The 23,628-nt window shown below is 41.0% G+C and carries 21 protein-coding genes and 1 riboswitch; of the genes, 14 read left to right on the top strand and 7 right to left on the bottom strand.

Going from position 1 to position 23,628, the window contains the following annotated elements:
• Positions 1-62: 62 nt before the first annotated feature.
• The 7 genes from ELQ35_RS04485 to ELQ35_RS04455 form a co-directional block, all read right to left on the bottom strand.
• A complete protein-coding gene (locus ELQ35_RS04485) occupies positions 63-680 on the bottom strand; it encodes a DUF2238 domain-containing protein (RefSeq protein WP_126863631.1) in 618 nt (205 codons plus the stop codon).
• 136 nt (positions 681-816) lie between these two features.
• The gene (locus tag ELQ35_RS04480; protein WP_126863630.1) at positions 817-2,475 is read right to left on the bottom strand and encodes a glutamine--tRNA ligase/YqeY domain fusion protein; all 1,659 of its coding nucleotides are present in this window, start codon (positions 2,473-2,475) and stop codon (positions 817-819) included.
• Between the two features lie 220 nt (positions 2,476-2,695).
• Positions 2,696-3,442, bottom strand: coding sequence for an amino acid ABC transporter ATP-binding protein (locus ELQ35_RS04475; RefSeq protein WP_126863629.1), 747 nt, complete (start codon positions 3,440-3,442; stop codon positions 2,696-2,698).
• A 12-nt stretch (positions 3,443-3,454) separates the two neighbouring features.
• Entirely contained in the window at positions 3,455-4,120 is a 666-nt protein-coding gene (locus tag ELQ35_RS04470) for an amino acid ABC transporter permease (protein WP_126863628.1), read from the bottom strand.
• A gap of 34 nt (positions 4,121-4,154) precedes the next feature.
• Entirely contained in the window at positions 4,155-4,934 is a 780-nt protein-coding gene (locus ELQ35_RS04465) for a transporter substrate-binding domain-containing protein (RefSeq protein ID WP_126863627.1), read from the bottom strand.
• Between the two features lie 363 nt (positions 4,935-5,297).
• A complete protein-coding gene (locus ELQ35_RS04460) occupies positions 5,298-5,966 on the bottom strand; it encodes an SIMPL domain-containing protein (protein ID WP_246025967.1) in 669 nt (222 codons plus the stop codon).
• Between the two features lie 171 nt (positions 5,967-6,137).
• Entirely contained in the window at positions 6,138-7,676 is a 1,539-nt protein-coding gene (locus ELQ35_RS04455) for an FAD-dependent oxidoreductase (protein WP_126863626.1), read from the bottom strand.
• Between the two features lie 500 nt (positions 7,677-8,176).
• Between ELQ35_RS04455 and ELQ35_RS04450 the strand changes: the two genes are divergently transcribed.
• From ELQ35_RS04450 to ELQ35_RS04385, 14 genes are all read left to right on the top strand, one after another.
• Positions 8,177-9,370, top strand: coding sequence for a ParM/StbA family protein (locus ELQ35_RS04450; protein WP_126863625.1), 1,194 nt, complete (start codon positions 8,177-8,179; stop codon positions 9,368-9,370).
• An 8-nt stretch (positions 9,371-9,378) separates the two neighbouring features.
• On the top strand, positions 9,379-9,969 hold the full coding sequence (locus ELQ35_RS04445; RefSeq protein ID WP_126863624.1) for a hypothetical protein: 591 nt from the start codon (positions 9,379-9,381) through the stop codon (positions 9,967-9,969).
• Positions 9,970-10,094: 125 nt separating this feature from the next.
• Positions 10,095-11,441, top strand: coding sequence for a DEAD/DEAH box helicase (locus tag ELQ35_RS04440; protein WP_126863623.1), 1,347 nt, complete (start codon positions 10,095-10,097; stop codon positions 11,439-11,441).
• A gap of 171 nt (positions 11,442-11,612) precedes the next feature.
• The gene (locus ELQ35_RS04435; protein ID WP_126863622.1) at positions 11,613-11,852 is read left to right on the top strand and encodes a hypothetical protein; all 240 of its coding nucleotides are present in this window, start codon (positions 11,613-11,615) and stop codon (positions 11,850-11,852) included.
• A gap of 144 nt (positions 11,853-11,996) precedes the next feature.
• Positions 11,997-12,344 carry a lmo0954 family membrane protein gene (locus ELQ35_RS04430; protein ID WP_126863621.1) on the top strand — a complete coding sequence of 116 codons (348 nt, stop codon included), beginning with the start codon at positions 11,997-11,999 and terminating at the stop codon, positions 12,342-12,344.
• A 17-nt stretch (positions 12,345-12,361) separates the two neighbouring features.
• Positions 12,362-13,009, top strand: coding sequence for a PspA/IM30 family protein (locus tag ELQ35_RS04425; RefSeq protein ID WP_126863620.1), 648 nt, complete (start codon positions 12,362-12,364; stop codon positions 13,007-13,009).
• 297 nt (positions 13,010-13,306) lie between these two features.
• Positions 13,307-14,050, top strand: coding sequence for a cell wall-active antibiotics response protein LiaF (liaF, locus tag ELQ35_RS04420; RefSeq protein ID WP_126863619.1), 744 nt, complete (start codon positions 13,307-13,309; stop codon positions 14,048-14,050).
• Positions 14,047-15,090, top strand: a complete 1,044-nt coding sequence (locus tag ELQ35_RS04415; protein WP_126863618.1) for a sensor histidine kinase — start codon at positions 14,047-14,049, stop codon at positions 15,088-15,090. The genes liaF and ELQ35_RS04415 overlap by 4 nt, the downstream gene beginning before the upstream one ends.
• Entirely contained in the window at positions 15,083-15,715 is a 633-nt protein-coding gene (locus ELQ35_RS04410; RefSeq protein WP_126863617.1) for a response regulator transcription factor, read from the top strand. The genes ELQ35_RS04415 and ELQ35_RS04410 overlap by 8 nt, the downstream gene beginning before the upstream one ends.
• Before the next feature lie 70 nt (positions 15,716-15,785).
• Positions 15,786-16,988 carry a class I SAM-dependent methyltransferase gene (locus tag ELQ35_RS04405; protein WP_246025966.1) on the top strand — a complete coding sequence of 401 codons (1,203 nt, stop codon included), beginning with the start codon at positions 15,786-15,788 and terminating at the stop codon, positions 16,986-16,988.
• Positions 16,989-17,041: 53 nt separating this feature from the next.
• A riboswitch (SAM riboswitch) is annotated at positions 17,042-17,144 on the top strand.
• Between the two features lie 268 nt (positions 17,145-17,412).
• Positions 17,413-19,671 carry a helix-turn-helix domain-containing protein gene (locus ELQ35_RS04400; RefSeq protein ID WP_185861654.1) on the top strand — a complete coding sequence of 753 codons (2,259 nt, stop codon included), beginning with the start codon at positions 17,413-17,415 and terminating at the stop codon, positions 19,669-19,671.
• 242 nt (positions 19,672-19,913) lie between these two features.
• Positions 19,914-21,092, top strand: a complete 1,179-nt coding sequence (locus ELQ35_RS04395; protein ID WP_126863615.1) for a M20 metallopeptidase family protein — start codon at positions 19,914-19,916, stop codon at positions 21,090-21,092.
• A 2-nt stretch (positions 21,093-21,094) separates the two neighbouring features.
• On the top strand, positions 21,095-22,657 hold the full coding sequence (locus ELQ35_RS04390) for an ABC transporter substrate-binding protein (protein WP_126863614.1): 1,563 nt from the start codon (positions 21,095-21,097) through the stop codon (positions 22,655-22,657).
• Between the two features lie 53 nt (positions 22,658-22,710).
• Complete coding sequence (locus ELQ35_RS04385) at positions 22,711-23,625, top strand: ABC transporter permease (protein ID WP_126863613.1); 915 nt, start codon at positions 22,711-22,713, stop codon at positions 23,623-23,625.
• Positions 23,626-23,628 lie beyond the last annotated feature (3 nt).

Below are 23,628 nucleotides of genomic sequence, written 5' to 3'. Positions count from 1 at the left end.
ATCAACAACAAGCAATGGGTTGTACAGCGCAGCGCTTTTACTTTTATAAAAAATATTGTTCGCTATCTTTTTTTCAGAAGCCGGTTATGCAGTCTGGAAATAAAGATCAACGCAAGGATGGTCCCGACAAGAGTAAGGGACATATCCCACTGCGTATCCCAAATGTCTCCCTGTGTTCCCAAGAAATCCCTGGCAGCCTTTCCGCCGTGTGATATTTTGGAAACCAGCCACTCAATAATTTCGTACAGCGCAGCAATTGCCAGCATCATGCTCATCGAAATTACAGCGAGCCAGCCGCCTTTTGTCAGGGCTGTTTTCCTCAATAATATTTCTCTTATCACAATCACAAACAACCCCTTTAGAAAATGGCCAAGCCGGTCGTAATGATTTCTCTTCAAATCATAATCGTCTTTTATCCAATTAAAAACCGGCATTTTTTCATATGTATAATGGCCTCCTATAAATATACTGATGGCAAGAAGCGCGATGATTACATAAGACAGAGTGGTTAGCCGAAGCCTTTTATAAGTAGCCGCTACTAGAATCAACCCCGCTAAAGCCGGGACGGACTCCAGGGCCCAGGTGGCATAGGAGTTGGGCTTGATAACCGACCATATTAAAACAGCCGCAACCACTGCCAATAAAAATATATGAATCACCGGAACCTTATCCTTGTTCATGATTATCACACCTGTTCAAAGTTTTTCTCTTAGGTTTAGTTAAAACACCGCTCATCATACCTGGCAAAGTTGATTATAAAGAACAAGGGTAAAAAAGCCTGACATCCATTTTCATGGATCCCAGGCTTTCACCTTCCTATATTTTAAAAGAGCTTTTTAGCTCAACAATTTGATTGAATACAAGATGGTCATTCTTTGTATGCTTAGGGTCTGCATTGAAATAGCCGTGTCTGAAGAACTGGAATTTATCGTGAGGCTTTACATCCTTCATATTCGGCTCTACAAAACCTTGAAGAATTTCCAAAGAATTCGGATTTACCCGCTCCAGGAAGGTTTTCTCTGTTTCTTCTTCCTCATCGACTTCTTCGTCCAGGATAAGCGGTTCGTATAAACGGAATTCTGCTGGATGGGCACTTCTGGCATCCACCCAGTGCAGGGTTCCTTTCACCTTTCGGCCTGTGAAGCCTGTGCCGCTTTTCGTTTCCGGATCATACGTACAGTGAAGCTCAATAACCTCGCCATTTTCATCTTTGATTATATCTTCACATTTAATGAAATAGGCATGCTTCAAGCGGACTTCATTTCCCGGGAAAAGACGGAAGTACTTTTTCGGCGGGTTTTCGATAAAATCATCCTGTTCGATATAAATCTCTCTGGAAAATGGAATTTGTCTGGTACCCATTTCGAGATTCTCGGGATTGATTTCAGCTTCAAGCATTTCAACCTGGCCTTCCGGATAGTTAGTGATAACTACCTTAAGCGGCTTGAGGACTCCCATTGTGCGCGGTGCTTTTAATTTCAAATCCTCACGAATAAAATGGTCCAGCATTTGGGAATCGACAGCTCCATATGCTTTCGAGACACCGATTTCATGGCAGAAGTCACGGATGGATTCCGGTGTGTAGCCTCTTCTTCTTAAACCGGAAATCGTCGGCATGCGCGGGTCATCCCATCCATCGACAAAGCCTTCATCGACCAATTGCTTCAGCTTCCGTTTGCTCATGACTGTATTGGTGAGGTTTAACCGCCCAAACTCATATTGATGCGGTGTGCCTTCCATTTCACAATTTGCCACTACCCAGTCATAAAGCGGACGCTGATCTTCGAATTCAAGCGTACAAATGGAATGAGTGACACCCTCAATTGCATCCTCAAGCGGGTGGGCGAAAGCATACATCGGATAGATGCACCACTTATCACCGGTATTATGATGGGTGACATGTGCGATACGATAAATGATCGGGTCACGCAGGTTGATGTTAGGGGAAGACATATCAATCTTTGCCCGAAGTACTTTTTCTCCGTTGCCGAATGCACCCTTACGCATCCGTTCAAATAAATCAAGGTTTTCGTCAACTGAGCGGTTCCTGTATGGGCTGTCCTTTCCCGGCTCGGTCAATGTCCCGCGGTATTCACGGATTTCATCCACAGAAAGGTCGTCCACGTACGCCAATCCTTTTTTAATCAACAGTACAGCCCGGTTATACATTTCGTCAAAGTAATCGGAAGCGAAGAAAAGGCCATCCCAATCATAGCCAAGCCATTTCACATCTTCCTTGATGGAATTCACGTATTCAATATCTTCTTTTTGAGGGTTTGTGTCATCAAAGCGCAGGTTAGTCTTTCCGTTAAACTCATCTGCTACACCAAAGTTCAGGATGATCGCTTTAGCATGGCCTATATGTAAGTATCCGTTCGGTTCAGGAGGAAAGCGTGTAACAATATGATCCAGCTTGCCGGTCTCAAGATCTTCTTTGATGATATTTCGAATGATATTTGGAGAGTTATGTTCCAACTATTTTCAACCTCTTTCATGGTTTCTAGTTCTTTTAATGTTACCTGTATATATACCACAAATGCAGACAATTTTCCATGCCCTATGCTAAGCCGCCAAAACGGACAAAGCCTGACACATAAAATAAGCGTGTCAGGCTTTTTTCCATCGTTCAAGCTTATGAATATTCCGTGTGAAAAACCGTGGGATGAAACATAAGTTCTTTTTCAATCCCTCGCTGTTATTTTAAAGAAGTAGTTTTCAAGAATTCCTTTGTACGTTCCTCTCTCGGATTGCTGAAAAAGACCTCGGGAGGAGCACTTTCAACAATTCTTCCATCATGCATAAAGACAATCCAGTCACCAACCTCGCGAGCAAAGCCCATTTCATGGGTAACGACGACCATAGTCATGCCATCCTCGGCAAGCTCTTTCATGGTCGTTAATACCTCGCCGACAAGTTCTGGATCGAGTGCTGAAGTAGGTTCATCGAACAACAGAATATCCGGCTTCATCGCCAAGGCGCGGGCAATCGCGACACGCTGCTGCTGTCCTCCTGATAGCTTGCTCGGGTAAACATCCGTTTTATCTTCAAGCCCAACCTTGACAAGAAGCTCTTTTGCCTCCTCAACCGCCTGGTTTTTCGGGATCTTTCTTACATGGGTAGGGGCTTCGATAATATTTTCTAGCACCGTCATGTGCGGGAACAGTTGAAAATGCTGAAACACCATTCCTATTTTTTCGCGAACCTTATTGATATCCTGAGTTCCAGGGTTGATTTCCTCGCCTTCAATGATGATCTGGCCATTGTCCTTCTTCTCCAAAAAATTCAGGCAGCGGAGCAGGGTGCTTTTCCCTGAACCACTGGACCCAATCAAGCATACAACATCGCTTTCCAATACTTTCATATCTATGTCCTTTAAAACATGCAGGTCACCAAAAGATTTATTTAACTTCTTAATTCGTACTATCGTTTTTTGTTCTTCCATGTTCGATTCCTCCTATCGATCACTTACGGCTAATTTCTTTTCAAACAGATTTACTAATAGTGTCAGGATGGCTACTAAGATTAAGTAGTAGACCGCAACGATCAGTAAATAAGTCATTTCATCGAAGTTGTTCGATCCAAGAGTAGTTGCCACGTTAAACAGCTCATTCATCGAAATGAAGGCGGCAAGTGAGGAATCTTTTAACCCGATGATAAATTGGTTTCCTAATGGAGGAAGCGCACGCCTGAAAGCTTGCGGAAGGATGATCCGGCGCAGGGCCAGTGATTTGGGCATGCCGAGTGAACGGGCAGCTTCCATTTGCCCTTGATCAATCGATTGGATCGTCCCCCGAAAGATTTCAGCTATGTAAGCACCATTGTGAAAGGCGAGGGCAAGTGCAGCAGCCCAGAAGTCCGGAAGCAAAAAGATTCCGCTTATTCCGAAATACAAAATGAATATTTGCACAATCAGCGGCGTACCGCGTACAAGATAAACATAGATATCTGATATATATCCGAGTACTTTCACATTAGATATTTTTAAAAGTGCAAAGAAAAGACCGATGACAATTCCGACTAAAATAGATACAGCTGTTAGCTCCAAGGTAAGGAGCATGGCGTCAATAAAAACATTTGTTGAACCGGTTAATGTTTCGAAAAAGTGCGAAAAACTTGGCAAATGGACAACTCCCTTTCTGTCTTATTTACTTTCCTTATTCAGGTTTGGTTGTGATATCTTGACCGAAGTATTCCTTGCTGATTTTGCTTAGTGTTCCATCCTGACGCAGATTTTCCAGAGCTTCATTTACCCGTTTTAACAATTGGGGATTATCCTGCGGCAGGACAATCGCCTGCTCACTTCGTTCAATCAGCTGGCGTCCTTCAATTTTGAAACCTTCCTTTGCGGCCGTTTTTCCCGTAACAAAGTCTGTGATGACAGCATCATGGCGGCCGCCGCTCAGTGCTTTTAATGCGGTAATATCGCTATCGTACATCTTAATGTTACCGGTGTATTTTTCCGCAGTTGAGGCATAGGTGGAGCCTTTTGCAACAGCAACTTCTTTTCCTTTCAAGTCATCCACGGTTTTAATCTTGCTGTCCGGCCTTACGAAGATTTGCGGTCCTGAGTAGTAATAAGGGGTGGAAAAGGCAACATGCTTGCTCCGCTGCGGATTAATAGTATGGGAGGCAACAGCGGCATCAGCCCGGCCTGTTTTTACTCCTTCTACGATTCCTTTGAATTTTATCCGTTTTGCAACAGGCTCCAATCCTAATTCTTTGGCAACAGCACGTCCAACCTCGACATCAAAACCAGTTAGAGTCATGTCATTTTCTACATAGCTGAACGGCTTGAATTCGCCGGAAGCAGCAAATACAAAGGTATCCTTATCGATTAACTTAGAACCATCTTCCAATCTATCTTTTTCGGCACAGCCCCCCAGAAAGACGAGCAGAAAAAGGGACGATAAGACTAGCTTGGTTTTCATCTTCATGCTTGACGTTTTCCCCCTTCATGATTCAAATTGCTATCTGTCTGATAGTCCCTTACCCTTTTTTACAAGATTGTAATCTTTTTGTTATAGCGACAATCCGAAAGCAAATTTGCAACCTCGTCCATATACATAGGCCGTTCTGATGAGTTTTAATGAAGCATGTACCTTAAGTACAAGACATTCTGACTTGAACCACCATTCTTCACACCCACCACTTCCGAAGCTTTATATGTAATAAAATAAATATGGAAGTAGAATTTCCATAAGCAGGTAAACTCGGCTTTCCTCATGTCCAAATTTGCTTCGCGGAGGGCTTTTCCGGCATATGAAACCGGGACCTCAACAAGCGCGGTCCCGGTTTCATTAAAAATAGACATATTCAACTTTAACTACAGCTGAAATATTTAACTCCCCTGGCTGGATTGGGGTTGAAGCGACTTTCGAATAAGCAGACATCTCGAATGGGACAACAGGCTGTCCAGCACTGACTTCCTGAACCTGCTCGGGTATGCTGCCAAGAGTCACATTCATCGTTTTTGCCATAGAAAGGGCTTTCTGATGGGCATTTTCAAATGCTAGAGATAAAGCCTGACGGTAAAAGGCCTCCTCGTTTGAAAGGGTAAACCTGACGCTGGTTACCGTATTTGCACCATTTTTAACGGCCGTGTCTATGATCTCTCCAACTTGCTTTATATTTGTTGAGATAAATTGAATCAAGTGTGTTACTTTGTAGCCCCTGAAAACTTGCTTCCCGTCATTATAATCGTACTGGGGATCTATCCGATATTCAACCGTTTTCATTTGGTCTTCGGGGACACCGAAGGCAGCGATAGACTTTATTACCTTTGAAATAGCCGCTGCGTTTTCCTGCTGGGCGGCTGCAGAATCTACGTTTTCTGTTATCACTCCTAAGGTAATAACCGCTTGATCAGGAGCTGCCTGGACCGTTTTCTGACCTGAAACAATCAGGGTATGCCGTTGATCGCGAAGGAGCATATTAGGTGTTGCAGGATAGGGAGGATGATTGGCCATTATTTTCACCAGCTTTCCATAGTATCTCAATGAACAATGTATGGGAAGCAAGCCGTGAAAATTACATAAACCTTGGAAAATTCCAATGGTATTTTTGACCTCTATTTTCAAGTTAGCGTATAGAAAGTGGAAAAGTAAAAACCCCTTCAAAAAGGGGTTTGATTATATTCTCTATTCAAGGTCAACCTTCTTTAATGGTTCAACAGCCGGTCCTTCTATTATCTCTCCGTCGATCGTATAACGGGAGGCGTGACATGGACAATCCCATGTTCTTTCACCACTGTTCCATTCGACCTCACAGCCCATGTGGGTACAGGTAGAATCTATGATATGAAGCTGTCCGTCCTTATCGCGGTAGCAGCCTGCCTTGTCACCATTTATCTTTACAATGGCCGCTTCATCATTGCCTAAATCGTCTGGTGTTTGGTAAACCATTGCGAATTTGCCCTGAATGAGATGCTTAGCTACATCAGCGTTATCTTTCATTACATTTTTTACACCCGGCTTTGCGTGAAAGCGTGATGGGGTATAAAGATCTAGAAACCGGTTTTCTTTTTTCAGGATAAGATCCTTCAACAAAAGAGCCGCTGCTGTTCCGTTTGTCATGCCCCACTTTGCATAGCCAGTGGCAACGAAAATGCTCGGATGGTTTTCTGTCATCGGACCGATATAAGGAACCTTGTCCATGGTTATTATGTCCTGGGCCGACCAGCGGTAAGGGATCTCCTTAACATCAAATACTTGGTCACTGAATGCTTTTAAGGCTTCATAATGTTCAAACATGGAGATGCCTTGTCCGGTTTTGTGGCTTTCGCCGCCTACTAAAATTAGCTTTTCTCCATCCATGTCTGTATAACGCAGCGAGCGTGTCGGACTGTCAGCGCTGATATACATTCCGCCTGGGTACTCTTTTTCGGCTTTTATCCCAAGCACATAAGATCTATCCGCATGCATTCTTGCAAAATATAAGCCCATTTCATCATTAAAAGGGAAGTGGGATGCTGAAATAACATAATTGCAGCTGATTGTATGTCCATCTCTTGTCAGAATCTTTGGTGAATCACCATCCTCTATTTTCATAGCAGTTGTATGTTCAAATAATTTAACACCTGCTTTTGTAATATGGGGGAGGAGGGCTGTTAAATATTTTAAAGGATGAAACTGGGCCTGCTCTTTCATGATTACAGCTGCCTTACAGGGAATCGGAAAAGGAATCGTTTCTGCGTATTCTCCGGGAATGCCAAGCTTTTGATAGGCTTTGAGTTCATCTTGGATTTTGCTTACATATTCCTTCGTTTCAGCATACACGTAAGCGTCCTCATAGGTTAGGTCACAATCGATTTGCAATTCGGATACCGTCTGTATGACGAAATCCTTTGCTTCATTATTGGCCTCAAAGTAAAGCTTTGCTTTTTCTTCTCCGATATCTTTGATCAGCTGGTCATAAATTAAGCCGTGTTGCGCCGTTATCTTGGCTGTGGTGTGTCCTGTTGTACCATTTAATATTTCACCTGCATCAATTAATACAACGTTTATTCCTTCCTTTGACAGCAGATAGGCAGCGGTAATTCCGGTTATACCTCCGCCTACGATGGCTACATCTGTTTCGATATCATGGTCTAGCTTTGAAAAAGGCGGGAAAGTTACAAAGTCCCTCCAATATGGTTCAGGATATTGCGGCAATTGTTTTTTTTCGTTTTGATCAGCCATATCAGTACCTCCTTTAATTCGTTTTATATGCTGTTATAATAAGTCGGTCCATTACATACCATTCCCCACATCTTTAGGTTATACTCCCTTTTATATCCACAGTCATTTTGCTAAAGTATCTTATCCACAGTGGATAAGGCAGGTAGAGATAATTAAAATACCATTCCTTGGTTGTATCTTTTTTGAACTATAAAGAAAAAGCTGTTGTGAGACATTGACCATTTTTATCGAAATCAATAAATGTTTACAAAAATGTATACATGTAAACAAAAATGTATACAATGTACACGAAAAGTGTAAACATGTGTACAAATGTGTACACATGTTGATATGAAAGGATGTGTACAATATTGTGTGTGTTGTACACAAAAATGTACACAATTTTTATAAATAGAAAATCCAACGAAAGATGTATTGACCATTCTATGAATCTTTCTTATTCTTAAATAAATGTGGTAATCACATTTATCTATATACTATTAATTGAAGGGATTGATTTTATGAGTAATTCAAGAATCGCGGCAGTCGATGTTGGAAATGATGCCATCAAGGCTTTGTTTGGGAAGTTGGATTCTGAACTTTACATACCTAACGTAATCGCAAGGGATACGGAGGACCGTCCTGTAATCGGGATAGAAGACTTGAATGAACAGGACCCGCTTGATGGGATTCACATTAGAGTCCACTCTCCTGCACTTCAAGATAATAATGCTATTTACCGTGTCGGCAATCTGGCAACAACAAGTGATAATCCATCGGAGTTAGATCCAGGAAGCAGTAAATCTGAAGAGGATCAAACGTTGGTCATGCTGTTTGCAGCATTGGCTCTTGATGCAGTAAAAGAAGAGAGTTCTTTCAAAAAAACAAATAACGTAGTGGATGCCTCTTATACATTAGGCACAGGCCTTCCCCTTCGTGAAGTAAAAGAAGGCAAGGATGTCGGCTATCGTTCCCGCCTCCTCGGCTCTGTTCATCAAGTTGAATTTTTGATTACGCCTAAATATCAAGGCTTAAAGGTTAATATAAAATTTGATGAAGTGAAAGTATATCCAGAAGGCTTTGCCGCATATATCAACCTGGTAATGGACAATGATTTAAATATCATCAATCGGGATTTAATCGATAAGCGGATCCTGATTCAAGATATTGGCGGTTTGTCTACTGATATCGCAGTCATCAAAAATCGTAAAGTCGATAACGACAAGGCACAGGGCTTTAATCTCGGGGTTGCAGAAGCACTGGAATTAATCAGGGAAGAAATCCGGAAGAAGCACGGTGTCGAATTGGACAGCAGACGGGATGTCGTTGAAATCATTACTAAGAAAAGTGACAGAAACCATATTATGGTCCGCGGAAGCCGGACAAGCGTTCACGATATTACAGACCGGATTTTAGGGGAACTGGCCAAAAAACAATACCGCCATTTACGGAATGTTTGGCAGAAAAACTCCCAGTCTGAAATTTGCTATTTTGTCGGCGGCGGTGCAATTGTATTGAAAGATTATTTAAAAACAATAAACAACAATTTAGATGGTTACAATATTGACTTCTTTGAAGATGAGAAGGAAAGCATCTGGATGATGGCCAACGCCTATTACAAGCTAATTTCTGATTTCACGAAAAGAAATCAGAAATTAGCGCCAACTAAATCTGATCATAAAAGGGAAGAATCTAAAGCCGGCACAGCTAAATAGGTGATTGAATGAAAAAAACAACTCCGGCAGGAATCCAAAGGGGACAGGCGATTACTTTCCGCCTCCCCTCTGATACTCCTGATCATATTTTAAGACAGATCCAACAGCTTAAAGAAACGGAAAAAAGAAACTTTTCAAGCAAAATTGCCGAGTTTGTTATAGAAGGAGCAGGAAACAGTTCTTTTCAGGACAGGGAAATGATCACGATTCCTCTGCCGCAAAAATTAAGCAAAACACAACGGGATTGGCTGAAGCATGCTCATTCGGAAGCACTGTTGGGCAGTATCATCTATCAGTTGCTCTCTGATCCGTTAAGGGCAACGGCCCTGCTCGCTTCTTTGAACAGCAATGAGATTGAAATTGACAAAGCTTTATATCTTCAGGAAGATACAGAGGATTTAAATGAACGAACTAACAGAGAAGCTGTAGCTTTGAATGAGAAAGCATCTTACCTTCTGGAGAATGACAATGATTTAGACGAATTTGATTGGAACGATACAGTAATTGAAGACTCAAAAGAGAAAAGTGAACAGGAAACAAGCGGTGAAGAAAGCCTCGATGACCTACTGGGAGACTTCCTGGCACAAATGAATAAATAGTTTTAGAGAAGATGCCTGCATGAATGCAGGCATCTTTCTTTTACTCATCGAAAACATAAAGCTACAGAAGGTGTTTATGGTATACTAAGCGAACAAAACGAGAAGAAGGAAAGTAGGACGGATACATGAATTTTGCCCGACTTCGAATAGGTACAGAACTTGAAAAGATTCTCACAAATAGTGGAATCACTTCCCCGACACCAATACAGGAAAAATCCATACCTGAAATAGCTGCAGGAAGAGACGTAATCACAAGGGCCAAAACGGGAACTGGTAAAACACTTGCCTTTTTGCTTCCTATTCTCCAAAAAGTAAAACCTGAGTTAAATCAAGTTCAGGCGTTAATTGTATCGCCAACCAGGGAACTGGCCATTCAAATTACAATGGAATTAACCAAACTCCTGAGTGCTTTTGAAGGAATGTACGCTGCTGCCGTATATGGTGGGCAGGATATAGAGCGGCAGATGAAAAAGCTTAAGGACCCTCCATCTATAATTGTCGCAACTCCAGGAAGGCTGCGTGATCATGTTAGGCGAGAAACGATCAACTTGGGCAACGTTTCCACACTGGTCCTTGACGAAGCTGATCAAATGCTCCATATAGGCTTTTTGCCGGAAGTAGAAGAAATCATCGACTTGGTTCCCTCAGACAGACAAATATTGCTTTTTTCAGCGACAATGCCTGACCAGGTACATTCGATTGCCCGTCGCTTTATGCATAAGCCGGTCACGATTTCTGTAAAAAGTGACAGGATTACAGTCGAAAAGATCAGGCAGCTTGTCATTGAGACGACTGACAGAGGGAAACAGGCAGCCTTGTTTAAAGTGATAAACGAAGAGCAGCCCTTTATGGCGATTATTTTCTGTAGAACGAAGCGGCGGGTAAACAAACTGAATGATGCCTTGAAAAACGCTGGCTACAATTCGGAAGAACTTCACGGCGATTTATCGCAATCCAAGCGGGAGCGAGTCATGAAACGATTTCGTGAAGCTGCGATCCATCTTCTTGTGGCGACTGATGTGGCAGCAAGAGGGCTTGATGTCGAAGGTGTGACACATGTATTTAATTATGATGTTCCTGAAGACGCTGAAAGCTATATTCACCGGATTGGAAGAACAGGAAGGGCTGGAGAAGAGGGAATTGCGATTACATTTATTGCCGCAAAAGACCGTCAGCAATTGGCTTCGATTGAAAAGGGGATACAGGCAACGATAGAACGCAAGCAAGTTGAAGGGGTGAAAATTCCGTCTGATTCCCGGGTAAGCCGAATGCAAAAAGGGCAAAGTAATGCTACAGAAAAGGAAAAGACCTTCAAACAGACGAAAGATAACAATCAAAACAGCCGAAAGGAACGCGGTGGCTCACCGTCAAAGATAAAAGGTGAAGGTAGAAGAAAAGGGAAGCTGTCTGACAGTCATCGTTCTGAAAACCGTAAGAGGCACACAAAGGATTCACGCGGAAGAAGAAAATAAATACCGCAGTGAGGTCGCTGCAATGAACAAGCCATGGGATGCTGAATACCTTGTAACAAAGGATCATGCGGGAGAGTTAATCTTGACCCAGTGTCCATAGCTGAAAATAGAGAGCCTTATAGAACTGGGAGAAGGCTTTGATAATACTGTTTTTAAGCTGAACGATCTGTAGTGTTCCATATCGGCCACCCGGCTATTGATCTATCGTTAATCTATAGCTTTTTGCCGGTAAAAGGTCGGGGAATTTTCTTTGAACATTATGGGAACGTCGATGATGAGACAAAGTCAATTGCATTGTTTAAATCGATATACTCGTCCATAGTCTTGCTTGTTTACGGTATTGATAAGCAGGATGCGGCATTGGTGGATGCAGCTAGAGCTAGTTTGCGGTTGGCGTTCAAAACTGAATAATAAAAGCAGAACTCGGAGCGATTCGGGTTTTTTTCTTTGTCCAAACCCTCTAAGCCTCAAGTCTTACCTAAAAATATAGCTCTGGTACATGATGGAAAAAGCGAAAAATAGATAAGCTGGAAATATGAAAGGAGGAACGTCAAAATGAAGAAATTCGGCTTACTACTAGCAGGGGGAATCGCGGCATGTGTACTACTAGTGAATGTCGGTCCGATGATCGGCTTGGCCATCAGTCTTGTGATTCTTTACTTTGTATTCAAGCAATTTATGAAAACAGAATCTACATCGAGGAAAATTGTCTGGGGTCTCATCGGCCTGGCAGCACTTGCTGCATCGGTTTCAAATATACCGTCCATTGTTGGAGTAGCAGCGGCGTATGTTTTGTACCTTGTTTACAAAAAGTGGACTGAGTCCAAAAAAACGGTCATGAAAGAAGAAGCAGATCCCTTTGTTAGTTTTGAAAGGCAATGGGCAGATTTAGAAAGATCATAAAAGAGGAGCGAATAATCATGAGCAACTTATTTACAAGACTTAAAAATACCATTACAGCTGATTTTCACGAAATGCTGGACCAGAAAGAGCAAAAAAATCCGATTGCATTGTTGAATCAATATCTGCGACAGTGTGAGCAGGAAACGGAGAAGGTGCGTAAACTGGTTGAACGCCAGTTCCTCTTAAAAGAAGAGTTTACGAGGGAATATAGGCATGCCAGAGATCTTGCCGAAAAGCGGCGGCATCAGGCGGAAATTGCAGCACAAGCAGATGAATCAGAATTGCAGGAATTTGCGGTTCAGGAAAGCGTTCAATACGAGGAACGTTCCCTAAAGGTAAAGGAGGCACTCCAAAAGGCAGTAAAGCAGCTTGATGAGCTCGAGCGCAAATATGAAGAAATGAAACATAAGCTAAAGGATATGAACCTTAAACGTTTGGAATTAATGGGCCGTGAAAACATGGCGCGAGCACATCACCGCATGAACCAGGTGTTAGAATCAACAACCTATTCAAACCAACCAATGGCAAGATTCGAAGAAATGGAATCTTATCTCGACCAGCTGGAGCACCTGGTTACCTCTTCCTATCACCGCAATACGATTGATGCACGAATCGCCCAGCTTGAAAAAGAAGTGAAAAATAACGAAACCCATTCAGTTTCGTAACGGAGTCATGGTATTCTTAAAAGGCGTAGATTTCTGCGCCTTTTTTAAAGATAACTACAACTTTCTCAATGTGTACAGGTGTCTAGCTCCAGCGCCTAGCCCCTCGAGGTCATAAGCCAGCTCCCTACAGAAGGCAAAAAGCGCCTTCTTTCGGGATCTGTCTTATGCTTGTCGGACTTGCGCATGGATGCGCTGACGTCGACGTTCGCCACAGGACGTGGCGGTTCTTAGTCGACGTTCATTATTAAAGGCGCTTACGCTTTTCTTATAGGTCCAGTTAATGAAGGGAGGTACCCCATGTTCAAACATATGAAAACCGACTATATTGGCTGGATTTTATTGATTGGAATCATCCTGCTTTTTCTGGAAATCTCATTTTTTAATGGGGGTTTATTATTCTCCCTAGCGATTACAATTGGATTAACGTATTTTGGACGGAAATTATATCCCCGGAAACGGGGGAAAATCATGTTTTGGATCGGACTGATTGGGACAGTTATAACTGTTGTGAACATGATGATCTTTAAGTTTTTTCTTTTAGCCATTCTTGTACATCTCATTCTTGTTTTTTACCAATCAAAAAAAAATCCCGAAGTCATAATACCATTATTAGTTGAGCCAGGAAGCCTGCATGGGAGCTCGGAAAAAGAGCCTATACTCAAAACGGGTTTTTTACTTCAAAATAAATGGTTTGGCCGTCAAAAAACACCTGAGCACATGTATGAGTGGAATGATATAAACATTCAGGGGGGCATCGGCGATACAATTATTGATCTAAGCAACACGATTCTTCCAAAAGGGGAAGCGGTCATTTCGATTAGAAATTTGATAGGGAATATCCAGATTTTTGTCCCTTATGATATAGAAATAAGCATCCATCATTCAGTGGTGGCCGGAAAGGCAGCCATTTTTCAACATCAGGAGACGAGGGTATTCAATCAGATCCTTTCCTACCAGACTGAAGATTACCAACATGCCGCCCAGAAAATGAAAATCATCACCTCTGTTCTAACGGGAGATATAGAGGTGAAGCGTATATGAGTATCATGGCCCGCCAAATTGTAACTGGAATTATTGTTGCATTCTTATTCTCCGTATTTCTGGCGGGGATTGTTTTCTTTATGTTTCCCTTGCAAGATTGGAGCCTGTTGTGGAAAAAAGAAGTCATGGGTTTGCCCTTTATTCTTTTTTTGCCCGGCTTTAGCTTATTTATCGGGCTTATTTTGGGAATAAGCTCAGGCCTGTCGTGGAGGAGGAGGCTTCAGGGAGTAGAAGATGCTTTATATCAGCTTGAACAGGGCAACGCTCCATCTGGGCAAAGCACCTATTCTGTCCAGGAATTGTCGACGATTTCAGCGAGGATTGAAAATGTTCACAAGCATGTGTCCGAACAGGCGAAAATGTCACAAAGGATGGCAAGTGAGAAAGTCGCCGATCGAGAAAAAATTGTCCGGGAAATAGTCTCGCAGGAGCGCAATCGCCTCGCCCGCGAACTCCATGATTCGGTCAGCCAACAGCTATTTGCCGCATCGATGCTCATGTCAGCGATAACCGAATCGAGGCCGGCTACAGAGAACGCAGAAACAAAACAATTAAAAATGGTTGAGGGAATGATCCATCAATCACAGCTTGAAATGCGGGCTTTGCTTTTGCATCTGCGCCCGGTTCCGTTGCATGATAAGTCCCTTCAGGAAGGAATTCAAGAATTGTTGGAGGAATTATCACAGAAGGTTCCCATGGATATTTCATGGAAGGTCGAACCGATTCCGTTAGAGCGAGGGGTAGAAGATCATCTGTTCCGCATTCTTCAAGAATCCGTATCTAATACACTGCGGCATGCAAAAGCAAACGCGCTGGAGGTTCTCTTGATTGGCAGGGATGGCTTAATTATTTTGCGCATAGTGGATGATGGTCTCGGCTTTAATGTGAATGAAGCAAAAACAGGCTCGTACGGCTTGCAAAATATGCATGAAAGAGCTGTTGAAATAGGCGGGACAATGAAGATTGTCAGTGTCCCCAATAAAGGGACAAGGCTCGAAGTGAAAGTCCCATTGCCGGCAGGAGGTCTAAGTGATGATTAAAGTATTGTTTGTTGATGACCATGAAATGGTTCGAATTGGTGTTTCCTCTTATCTTTCTTCACTGCCTGATATTGAGGTGATCGGGGAAGCGGATGATGGAGGGGAGGCAGTAGAACTTGCCTTAAGTTTGCGCCCGGATATCATTTTAATGGATCTGGTCATGAAGGAAGTGGACGGGATTGAAGCGACCCGCGCGATTATTGAAGAATGGCCGGAAGCCAAAATCATCATTGTGACCAGTTTTCTTGATGATGAAAAGGTCTATCCTGCCCTCGAAGCCGGAGCGACCAGCTATATGTTGAAAACGTCAAAGGCAAGTGAAATCGCAGACGCTGTACGTTCGACATATCATGGGCAGTCCGTCCTAGAACCTGAAGTAACCGGCAAAGTGATGGCAAAGATGCGCTCCCGCAATATTCAATTTCCCCATGAGCAATTGACAAACCGGGAAATGGAAATCCTCCTTCTAATGACTGAGGGAAAAACTAATCAGGAAATAGCGGATGAGCTGTTTATCGCCCTCAAGACGGCTAAGGTCCATGTAAGCAATATTTTAAGCAAGCTGGAAGTACAGGATCGGACACAGGCAGTGATTTATGCGTTTAAGCATTCACTGGTGAACTAGAATAGTACCTCTCTTCTTTGTTAAAATAGGTAGAGACATTACATAGAAATGCAGTATTTTGGAGGATTTCATGAAAACAAATTATTTTAATACCCTCCTGGCCGTCGGAACTTCCTTAGAACAGGGAGGGATCTCTTATCAATTTACGGGTACTTCTGCGCTTTTTGTACAGGGTGTGGAGGTAAATGATCTTTCTAACATAGCGGTTTCGGTACAATGGGATTTATTCAATCATACATACAACCTTTTTTCTGCTTATTCACCTTCTGAAATCAAGAGAAATCCCGAGTGGGCCGATTTTTATTTTGACATGGATGATATACGTATCACGGTAGACTGCTTATTCAATACAACGGTCAAAACGGATCCCTATCGAATTTCGGTATATGTGGAAGAAGCAGAGCTCTGGTGCCAATCTTTGTACAAATATCTGTATGATAGCGGAATGTCTGAACACAGCGGAGAAATCCATGCTTATTTGGCAAGGAAGCAAAATGAATTTACCGGCCAAAATGAACAAGCCTGGAACCAGAACAACTATCTAGCTCTGGTTAATAGGTATGGCAAACCGGAAGAAATTGCGGCCAAGATTAAACAAAATCCAAAGTGGAGACTGTACCCATTTTATAAATATTTAGATAATGTTTCTGGCAAAAAGGTTGCCCATCTGATGGGATCCAACGGGGTAAAAGCAACAGCCCTTGCCCTATTGGGTGCACAGGTTAAGGTCGTGGATTTTTCAAAAGAAAATGCCGCTTTTGCCATGGAGCTGGCAGCTGAGGCCGATGTTTCCATTGAGTATGCCGTTTCTGATGTATTATCCCTGCCAAAAGAACATTTGAACGCGGATTTTGACATCGTTCTAATGGAGCTCGGCGTACTGCACTATTTAATTGACCTTCAGCCGCTTTTTCATTTGGTTAAGGGGCTATTAAAACCGGGCGGAAGATTCATTCTGCATGAGTTCCACCCTATTTCAACAAAATTGATCACGTCCTCCGGCAAGAAGCACAAGGTGACAGGCAATTATTTTGACCCGTCGATCGAAACGCAGACCGTGGCTTTCTCAAAACATCTGCCAGAGGAAGAACAGCAAAAGCTTTCCAAGGCTGTCCAAAGAAAATGGACAATCGGGGAAGTCATAACCATTGTCGGGCAGTCGGGCCTCGTGATAAAGGCTTTAGAGGAGGAGCCGAACCATAAAATGCATGATATTGGACTTCCGAAAACCTATACGCTTGTGGCGGAAAAGCAGATAATTACAACTTTTTAGCCGGTCAAGAACCAAGTATTGTAGTAGGATTAATTTTAATGAAATATTTTTTCGTCTTATCGAGAGAGGTGGAGGGACTGGCCTGATGATACCCGGCAGCCGCTGATAATATTAGAAGGTGCTAAATCCAGCAGAACATATTCTGGAAGATAAGGTTAGAAAGCGTCTGTAAAACTTCTTCTTATCGGGGAAGTTTTTTTATTTATATTTGTTTCAAGGGACTAGATGGGAGTTTGGCTTCTGGTTAAGAACGTCTACGAGGAAGGATGAAGGAAACCTGATTACGGGTGGACCCCTTCCTATGTCAAAAGGAAAATGGTGATTTAACAATAAATCATGAATTTACATGATATAATTTAACAATAAATGCCTAAATATTCTCACTATTGGTTACTAAGTCATATTGAGAGAGGAGATTGTGATGATGTGGCATAAGCAAAACTATAGCAGATCAATCTTTATTTATGCATTGCTTGGCGTTACAATTCCTATCCTCTTGTATTTATGTTTCTCGTCATCTTATTTTATCTTCCAAGGGAATAAGCAGGTTATTCAATCAAACCTTCTTACTATAAGACAAGTAAAAGAGAGAATCGATGCGGAGTTGGAGTATGTAAGCAAGTCAACAAGAAACGTGGTTTCTGACGATTCGTTAAATGAGGGGATTTATAATAAGAAATTGAGAGACGATCAAGCTCAATTAAATGAAATACACAATAAATTAAAGGAACTTCAAAAATCCTTGAAAGATGCTTATAGTGTAGATTTGTATGTACCGAGTCAAAAATTATTAATATCTAGTGAAAACGGAGTCAAGAAATCGTTGTCGAGTGACACACTAGATCTTTACCGGAATGTTCAAGCCATAAGAAAGCCAGACTGGGGCTATAGTAAACAACAGAATACCATTGACGTTTTAACCTACTATCAACCCGTTCCGGTGATCACTAATTTTCCACAAGCTTACCTGGCTGTCCATATTTATGAAAGAGCGTTGTCAAGTACGTTTGAATTAGAGGAATACGCTGAATCTGGTGAAATCTTTATTATAAATACCGATGGAAAAATCATTTCTCATTCCGATAAATCTAAATTAGGGAATTACCTGTTTGATGATCATAACTATAAGAAAATTACAAGATCTTCCGTCTCAAACGGTTATTTTGAAGATGATAACAGGAAAGAAACATTTTTTTATGGAAAATCGTTATCCAGTGATCTTATTACTGTTTATCGGATTCCAAATTCGATCCTATTTACCCATCATCAAGCTGCCTCATTATATTTAGTAGTTGCAGGAGCTTTAATTATATTGAGTTTTATTTACACCTATTTTTTTACAAGAAGGTTAGCTAAACCTATATCTCAGTATATTAAACAGACAAATCTATCATTGGACGGGTATCAAAAAGATGAATGGAAATTGATCAATCAGGATCGAAATCGGCTAGTACAACAAGTTACTGCATTGGACATGTGGAAAAAAAATAATCTGTACCGGTTACGTAATTTCTTTTTATTAAAGCTAATAAGCAGGGATATTAATCACTCAAATCGCGGAATAAATACAGCTGCCCTTCAAGCATTTAATCTGGATTATCAAAGTAAGATCCAGGTGCTTGTTTTGGAAATGCAAGATCTTGAATGTAATGATGCTTTTAAAGAAAATGATAATGATTTATTATTTTTTGCGATCGATAATATCATCAATGAAATTCTAGTAAGCCAAAATTTAAAAGGGTTTCTTGTTCAAACGATGGACAATACCAGAACGATTATTATTTTGCAGCTTCATAAAAACCTGGTAGAAATGGAATTACAGTCAATAGCTAATCAATTGTCCGTAAATATTAAGCATTCTCTTCAAACCTATCTTAAAATGGTTTCATACTTTGGCATTGGACGAATGCATGAATCATGGGATGACTTAGCAAAATCTTATCAAGAGGCAATCGTTTCCTTAAACTATCGTATCATTAACCCAAGACAGGAGATTATTGATTTTGAGCAACTAGAATCAACAAAACTGTTTTCGTATCCATATGTAATTGAAAACAGAATTCTTAAAGAACTTAAAAATAATAATCGAGCGACTTGCTCAGTCCTTTTTGATGAATTTGTGGAAGAAATTGCGAAGAAATGCACCTCAATCACTCAATTACATCATGCATATTACATGCTATATACATCCCTTTATCGAACAATGGATGAACTCGGTGACACACCAACCGAACTTCTAATCCAAAAGCCTGTAAAAGAAATATTTTACTTAGCCACTCAACAACAAATAAAGAAATGGTTTAATAACGAATTATTTCCTTACTTATTTGAACAAGTTTCAAATTTAAGTGAGGATAAAGGAATTAAAACCGTTGAATACGTAAAAAGATATATTCAAGATCATATTGAATTGGATCTTACTTTAACCTCTGTTGCTGAAGAGGTTAATTTAAGCAGTCCGTATCTTAGCAAATTATTTAAAAAGGTCTCAGGGGAAAGTTTTATACAGTATATAACAAAAATGAAGATTGAAAGATCAAAAGAACTTTTGATACAGTCGAATCTCACGATTTCAGAAATAGCAAAAGCTATTGGATATTCCGAACGTACATTTGGAAGGGTATTCAAAGATACGACTGGAATTACACCAAATAATTTTCGATTACAATATAAAACAGTTTAAATGACGGTTTTAAGGTGACCGTCATTTTTTGTTGTATGAAAAATAACCAGATTAAAAATTGTCGCATGCTTTTAGTCAAAAGCCCGTTGAAATAAGGCTTCTGTTTGTAGTTTATTTCACCTGAATTCATTAATAAAAAATGTCTATTGTAACAAATTTCATATACCAATAAACTGACAATAAATTATCAAAACATTTAGGAGGGGAGTAAGATTTTTTCACTTAAAGAGAAGGCAATAAGGATGCAAAACGATTTGATTAAGTGGCGAAGGGACTTCCATCGTCATCCAGAATTGGGTTTTAACGAAGTTAGAACGTCCTCCATTGTTACAGAAGAACTGAAAAGGTTAGGAATTGATGAAATTCAGAATCTGGCTAGTACGGGCATAGCTGCCATGATTAGAGGAGAAGAGGAAGGTCCAACCATTATGCTGAGAGCTGATATGGATGCTCTTCCCATACATGACGAAAAAACCGTTTCCTATTCTTCTATATATAAAAATGCGGCTCATTTGTGCGGTCATGATGCACATACTGCAATTCTGCTCGGTACGGCCAGACTCCTATGTGAAACTGGATTAAAGCAGGGAAATGTAAAACTAGTGTTTCAGCCTGCTGAAGAGGGTTTGGCAGGAGCAAGGGCGATGATACAAGAAGGTGTGTTAGAGAACCCGAAAGTCAATGCAGTGGTGGCTCTACACGTACAGCCTTCCTTACCGACAGGTCAGATTAGTGTTTGTCCAAATGCTTGTACAGCGAACTCTGACCGATTCAATCTTGTCGTTCATGGAACAGGTGGGCACGCTGCACATCCTCACAAATCAGTGGACTCTGTTACAATTGCCGCCGATATCATTTCATGCCTCCAAAAAATTATAAGCCGGCAAATTGATCCTTTAAATCCTGCCGTCATTACCATTGGAAAAATTGAGGGCGGTTTTGCAAGAAACGTAATTGCTCCATCAGTAAAAATGGAAGGTACCATTCGAACCTTAGACTTACAAACGAGAGTTCTTATTCCTCAAAAGTTAGAAAAGATTGTGAAAGGATTTTGCGATAGTTTTGGTGCGACTTATGAATTGGAATATATGACCGGTTATCCTTCGGTTGTTAATGATCCGTCTTTGATCCCTCTTTTACAAAAAACAGCAGCCAGTATACTTGCCCCTGATTGTTTTAACATTGATAAACCTTCAATGGGAGGCGAGGATTTCTCTTATTTTACAGAACATATTTCAGGTCTTTATTTCAGGTTAGGAACTCGTAACGAAGAAAAAGGGTTTATTTATCAACATCACCATCCTTTATTTGATATTGATGAAGACGCCTTACCGTTAGGTGCAGCTTTACTGGCAGAATTTGTATTAGAATACTTGTTTGAAAACAGAAATACAAAAAATTCACAAAAATTGGGGAGGTAACAATGAGCCGGTTAATTAAATCCATTTTCATTTGCATGACCATTTGTTGCGTGATGTTGGCAGGGTGTTCAAATTCAACTACGAGTCCACAAAATAATAAGGGGTCTGCCCAAAGCAATAAAGAAGACCGCACACTTACGATTGGTATGCCCGTTGATATGGCTTCCTTTGATATTCATAACCACAATACAATCACGACAGAAGCGATTCACGTTAATATGTTTAATTATTTATTCAAAAGAACAGAAGACTTAGAATTCAAACCGGATCTAGTCGATACTTACAAACTGGTAAATGATACAACATGGGAGTTTTCACTCAAAGAAGGTGTTACTTTCCATAATGGAGATCCACTGTCGTCTTCAGATGTTAAGTTCACCTTAGATAGAGTCTCTAAAGATCAAACGTTAAAAGAAAATTCGCAGTATAAGCAAATTAAGGAAGTTAAAGTATTAGACGATTTACATTTTCAAATCATAACTGATGGACCTCAGCCAGCCCTCTTGAATCGCCTTTCAAGAATCGGCTCTGGAATTCTTCCGAAAAAATATATTGATGAAAAAGGGTGGGATGCTTTTTTAAAACATCCGATCGGTTCTGGTCCTTTTAAATTTGTGGAGTGGAAACGAGATGACCGTCTGGTATTAGAGCCTTTTGACAAATATTACGAGGGTGAAGTCAAAGACTGGGATCAACTCGAATTCAGGAAGATAGCCGAAGATTCGACTCGCGTTAATGAATTGTTGTCTGGTGGAGTTGATATCATTTTAAATGTACCGCCTAACGAAAACGCACGAATCAAAAACCATGATGGTACAGATGTCACCACCAGTGCGTCTAACGTAGTAGGATTGCTTGGGGTAAATGTAGACAAAGAGTTTCCTACCTCAGATCCAAAAGTAAGAGAAGCGATAGATCTAGCCATTGATAAAAAAGCAATAACCGAACATGTTTTAAAAGGGGCAGGAGTACCAACTCGCACTAGAGTTACCCCCGGTAATTTCGGAGATCATCCAGAATTGTTTAACACTTCTTTGTATGATGTAAAACGTGCTAAGAAACTTATGGAAGAAGCAGGATATAAAAATGGACTGGAACTAACACTGCATGCTCCTAATGACCGCTATTTCAAAGGAAAAGAAGTAGTTGAGGCCATTGCAGCTATGCTTTCAGAAGTAGGAATAAAAGTGAACCTTGATTTTATGGAATGGAGTAAATTCACAGAGATGAGGAATGCAGGGGCCAATAAGGAGTTGTTTTTTGCAGCCAACGGAAATTCTCTTTTTGATGCCGCGACTGCTTTGGATGTTTATACAACAGAAAGGGCACAAAAAGAGCTTAGTTATTCCAATCCCGAAGTGGATACCCTTTTAGCGCAAGCTAATTCCAATATGAACCCTAAGGATAGACTGGAGCAATATAGAAAAGTACAAGAGATCGTTGCAGAAGAGAGACCACATATCATGTTGTACCTGCAGAGTGACAGCTATGGGGTAAGTGATAAGGTGAACTTTAAACCGCGTATGGATCAAATGATATTTGCTCAAGAGATTACAAAAAAATAATATGAACGTATGAAAACTCTTATCTAAATCTTTTCCATACGAGGAGATGAGACATGAAATATTTTATTAAACGCTTGATCCAAGCCGTTCCCGTTTTGTTCATTATTTCTTTTATTATTTTTTCACTAGTTTACATGGCTGGTGACCCTGTTCTATTGATGTTACCTGAAGATGCGCCTCAAGAAGATAAGCAAGCCCTTAGAGAAGCATTGAATTTGGATGAACCATTTCATGTCCAATATATGACATTTGTTGGAAACCTGATGCAAGGCCAATTCGGTAAATCCTTTACGTATGGTCAGGAAGCACTCCCTATTGTACTTGAAAGATTACCTGCTACGATCGAGTTGGCTTTTGCTGCTATATTCGTAGCAACGATTATTTCGATTCCTTTTGGAATATGGTCGGCAACGAAAAAAGATTCTCTTGGCGATGTGTTTATTAGTGGAGGGGCTGTGTTAGGGAAGGCCATGCCTAATTTTTGGCTTGGGATTATGCTTATCCTATTATTTTCGGTTTATTTAGGAGCCTTACCTGTATCCGGCAGGGGTACTATTTTTCATTTAATCTTGCCTGCTATTACCCTTGGTACTGGAATTGCGGCACAGATAACAAGATTGATTCGTTCCAACATGCTGGATATCCTCCATCAGGAATACATCCGAACAGCAAGAAGTAAAGGACTAAAAGAGTTTCTGGTGATTTATAAACATGCTCTGCGAAACTCATTAATACCGGTGGTCACAATCATGGCCCTTCAAACTTCATCTCTCATTGGAGGAGCGATCATTACTGAGACCGTCTTTTCTTGGCCTGGCTTAGGTCAGTTATTGATCCAAGCCATTAATACAAGAGATATGGCCATCGTTCAAGCAAGTGTATTTGTGGTCGCATTGTTAGTCATCATGATGAATTTACTAGCAGATGTAATGTACCGTTTTCTTGATCCCCGCATTAATCTAAAGTAAAGG

The sequence above is a fragment of the Peribacillus cavernae genome (genome assembly GCF_003989135.1).
Taxonomy (GTDB): domain Bacteria; phylum Bacillota; class Bacilli; order Bacillales; family DSM-1321; genus Peribacillus; species Peribacillus cavernae.
This window is presented reverse-complemented; position numbering and strand designations above follow the sequence as displayed.

Bases quoted from the DNA above. Each gene is read 5' to 3' on its own strand.
- ELQ35_RS04485 (WP_126863631.1), bottom strand. From the start codon at position 680: ATGAACAAGGATAAGGTTCCGGTGATTCATATATTTTTATTGGCAGTG.
- ELQ35_RS04475 (WP_126863629.1), bottom strand. From the start codon at position 3,442: ATGGAAGAACAAAAAACGATAGTACGAATTAAGAAGTTAAATAAATCT.
- ELQ35_RS04465 (WP_126863627.1), bottom strand. From the start codon at position 4,934: ATGAAGATGAAAACCAAGCTAGTCTTATCGTCCCTTTTTCTGCTCGTC.
- ELQ35_RS04460 (WP_246025967.1), bottom strand. From the start codon at position 5,966: ATGGCCAATCATCCTCCCTATCCTGCAACACCTAATATGCTCCTTCGC.
- ELQ35_RS04455 (WP_126863626.1), bottom strand. From the start codon at position 7,676: ATGGCTGATCAAAACGAAAAAAAACAATTGCCGCAATATCCTGAACCA.
- ELQ35_RS04450 (WP_126863625.1), top strand. From the start codon at position 8,177: ATGAGTAATTCAAGAATCGCGGCAGTCGATGTTGGAAATGATGCCATC.
- ELQ35_RS04445 (WP_126863624.1), top strand. From the start codon at position 9,379: ATGAAAAAAACAACTCCGGCAGGAATCCAAAGGGGACAGGCGATTACT.
- ELQ35_RS04440 (WP_126863623.1), top strand. From the start codon at position 10,095: ATGAATTTTGCCCGACTTCGAATAGGTACAGAACTTGAAAAGATTCTC.
- ELQ35_RS04430 (WP_126863621.1), top strand. From the start codon at position 11,997: ATGAAGAAATTCGGCTTACTACTAGCAGGGGGAATCGCGGCATGTGTA.
- ELQ35_RS04425 (WP_126863620.1), top strand. From the start codon at position 12,362: ATGAGCAACTTATTTACAAGACTTAAAAATACCATTACAGCTGATTTT.
- liaF (WP_126863619.1), top strand. From the start codon at position 13,307: ATGTTCAAACATATGAAAACCGACTATATTGGCTGGATTTTATTGATT.
- ELQ35_RS04415 (WP_126863618.1), top strand. From the start codon at position 14,047: ATGAGTATCATGGCCCGCCAAATTGTAACTGGAATTATTGTTGCATTC.
- ELQ35_RS04410 (WP_126863617.1), top strand. From the start codon at position 15,083: ATGATTAAAGTATTGTTTGTTGATGACCATGAAATGGTTCGAATTGGT.
- ELQ35_RS04405 (WP_246025966.1), top strand. From the start codon at position 15,786: ATGAAAACAAATTATTTTAATACCCTCCTGGCCGTCGGAACTTCCTTA.
- ELQ35_RS04400 (WP_185861654.1), top strand. From the start codon at position 17,413: ATGTGGCATAAGCAAAACTATAGCAGATCAATCTTTATTTATGCATTG.
- ELQ35_RS04395 (WP_126863615.1), top strand. From the start codon at position 19,914: ATGCAAAACGATTTGATTAAGTGGCGAAGGGACTTCCATCGTCATCCA.
- ELQ35_RS04390 (WP_126863614.1), top strand. From the start codon at position 21,095: ATGAGCCGGTTAATTAAATCCATTTTCATTTGCATGACCATTTGTTGC.
- ELQ35_RS04385 (WP_126863613.1), top strand. From the start codon at position 22,711: ATGAAATATTTTATTAAACGCTTGATCCAAGCCGTTCCCGTTTTGTTC.